The following is a 2,342-nucleotide window of genomic DNA, read 5'->3' on the forward strand; positions in this document are numbered from 1 at the left end:
GCCGCGCGCACGGGTGGCCTTCCGAACTGGCGTGTACGCGGCGCATATCGACCGTTTCCCAGCGGCAGCAAGCACCTTGGTGGCAGTCTGCTCAACAGCAGATACGCAAAGTGGCAAGTCAAGTACCAAGTACGAGGCACGCAGCCGGAGGTGCACGTCCCGTGGCGTCCAATGTGAATCCCACCGTCCGGCGGCGCCGGCTCGGCCAGGAACTGCGCCGGCTCCGCGAGGTGAAGGGCATGACGGCCGAGGAGGTGGCGGAGCGGCTGCTGGTGTCGCAGTCGAAGATCAGCCGCCTGGAGAACGGCCGCCGCAGCATCAGCCAGCGTGACGTCCGGGACCTGTGCGGGGTGTACGAGGTCGAGGACCAGCGCATCGTCGATTCGCTGATGCAGATGGCGAAGGACTCCCGCCAGCAGGGCTGGTGGCACGCCTTCGGCGACATCCCGTACAGCGTCTACATCGGCCTGGAGACCGACGCGGAGTCGCTGCGGGTCTACGAACCGCAGATCATCACCGGCCTGCTCCAGACCCGTACGTACGCCGAGGCGCTCATCCAGGGCGCGCTGCCGGAGACCCCCGCCGCCGACGTCGAGAAACGCGTGAACGTCCGCATACGACGACAGGAGCGCATCACCTCCGAGAGCGGTCCGCTGCGGCTGTGGGTGGTCCTGGACGAGGCGTGTCTGCGCCGCGTCGTCGGCAACCGCCAGGTGATGCGCGAGCAGTTGGAGCACGTCGCGGAGATGTCGCAGCAGCCCCACATCACGGTGCAGGTGCTGCCGTTCGACGTCGGCGCGCACCCCGGGGTCAACGGCCAGTACTCGATCCTGGAGTTCGCCGACGCCGCCGACTCCAGCGTGGTCTACATCGAGGGCGTGACCAGCGACCTGTACCTGGAGAAGGCGCACGATGTGCAGAAGTACACGGTGATGTACGAGCACTTGAGGGCGCAGGCGCTGAACGTGGACGAGTCCCGCCGACGCATCGAGGACGTGGCGAAGGAGTACGCCCGCTGAGCCTCGACCCGCAAAGCGGCGGGGATCTTACACCCCTGTGGCCCTGAACTGGAGACTCACCTGGAATATGCCATCCGGTCGGGTGAACGGCTGCTCCGTATGAGGAGGACGGCGAGTAGCGTCGATCGCGCCAACGATCAGAACTCGCAATCGGAGCAGAACATGGCAATTCTCCAGGGCGCCACCGACGCATGGACCAAGTCCTCCTACTCCGGAGGGAACGGTGCCTGCGTCGAGGTGAAGTCCCCCGTCGTGACGGCGTTGCTGGTCCGCGACTCCAAGGTCCCGGCCGGTCCGGCGCTGGCCTTCCCCTCGAACGCCTGGTCGGCCTTCGTGGCGTCGGTCAAGCAGTAACCGCGCCCGTACGCCCGCGGAGCCCTCTCGACCAGCGCGCCGACCTTGCCGAGGGGGCTCGGCCCGTGCCCGGGAGGGATCGCGCAGTCCGGGCGCGAGGGCGGTCGCGTCACGGACATAGTGAGGGAATGTCGTACGTACAACCACACGGGGCCTTCGCGAGTCTTGTACCCGTCCGACCTGGAACGATCCCCCGAGGGCCTCGCATGAACCAGCAGTACCCGCAGCAGCCGAACCAGCCGCAGCAGCCACCGCAGCAGCCGAACCAGCCGCCCCAGCGGCAGGCCCCGTATCCGCAGCAGCCCGGATGGGGCGGACCCCAGACCCCGCCCGGCGCGGTCCCCGGCGCCGCTCCCGGCCCCGGTTACGGCTACGGGGCGCCCGTGCCCCAGCCGCCGAAGAAGAGTAGCGCCGGCAAGATCGTGGGCCTCGGCTGCGCCGGCCTCTTCGCGCTCTTCGTCGTCATCGGCCTGATCGGCGCGGCGGTGAGCGGTGGAGACGACGACTCCGCCGACGCCTCCACCAAGGACAAGGCCGTCGTGGCCGACGAGAAGCCGAAGGGCGAGCAGAGCGCGGAGACCGCCGGGGAAGAGGAGACGGCGGCCGAGGAAGCGACCGAGGCCGCCGAGACCACGTCCCAGGCCGAGCAGTTCCAGGCCTGCGTGGCGAAGAACGGCACGGCGACCGAGAAGACCGCCATCGAGCACGTCACCAAGGTGACCGGCACCGACCAGCGCAACGACATCCTCGACACCGCCGAGGTCTTCACGGACTACACCGGCGGCCTCCTGGGCCCGCACCAGGGCGACGGCAAGCTGATCGCGTCCGCGTTCACGAGCTGCTACGAGTCCGACAACGGACTGGTGACTGTGTACGACAAGGACGGCGAGATCCTCGCCAACGCCAACTACTGATACGGGCCCACGAGATCAGCCGACCGCGCAGGAAACGGTGGGCCAGGTCCAGTTG

At 68.4% G+C, this 2,342-nt stretch carries 3 protein-coding genes; all 3 read left to right on the plus strand.

Annotated features, from left to right (window positions below):
• Positions 1-161: 161 nt before the first annotated feature.
• Positions 162-1,019 carry a helix-turn-helix transcriptional regulator gene (locus J7I94_RS34290; protein WP_215173655.1) on the plus strand — a complete coding sequence of 286 codons (858 nt, stop codon included), beginning with the start codon at positions 162-164 and terminating at the stop codon, positions 1,017-1,019.
• A gap of 162 nt (positions 1,020-1,181) precedes the next feature.
• Positions 1,182-1,373, plus strand: a complete 192-nt coding sequence (locus J7I94_RS34295; RefSeq protein WP_215173657.1) for a DUF397 domain-containing protein — start codon at positions 1,182-1,184, stop codon at positions 1,371-1,373.
• Between the two features lie 206 nt (positions 1,374-1,579).
• Positions 1,580-2,287, plus strand: coding sequence for a hypothetical protein (locus J7I94_RS34300; protein ID WP_215173659.1), 708 nt, complete (start codon positions 1,580-1,582; stop codon positions 2,285-2,287).
• The last annotated feature ends 55 nt before the right edge of the window (positions 2,288-2,342 follow it).

The sequence above is a fragment of the Streptomyces sp. ISL-12 genome, from assembly GCF_018614415.1.
Classification (GTDB): Bacteria; Actinomycetota; Actinomycetes; order Streptomycetales; family Streptomycetaceae; genus Streptomyces.

What these genes read in the sequence shown, in the direction of transcription:
- J7I94_RS34295 (WP_215173657.1), top strand. Translation starts at nt 1,182, where the DNA reads ATGGCAATTCTCCAGGGCGCCACCGACGCATGGACCAAGTCCTCCTAC.
- J7I94_RS34300 (WP_215173659.1), top strand. Translation starts at nt 1,580, where the DNA reads ATGAACCAGCAGTACCCGCAGCAGCCGAACCAGCCGCAGCAGCCACCG.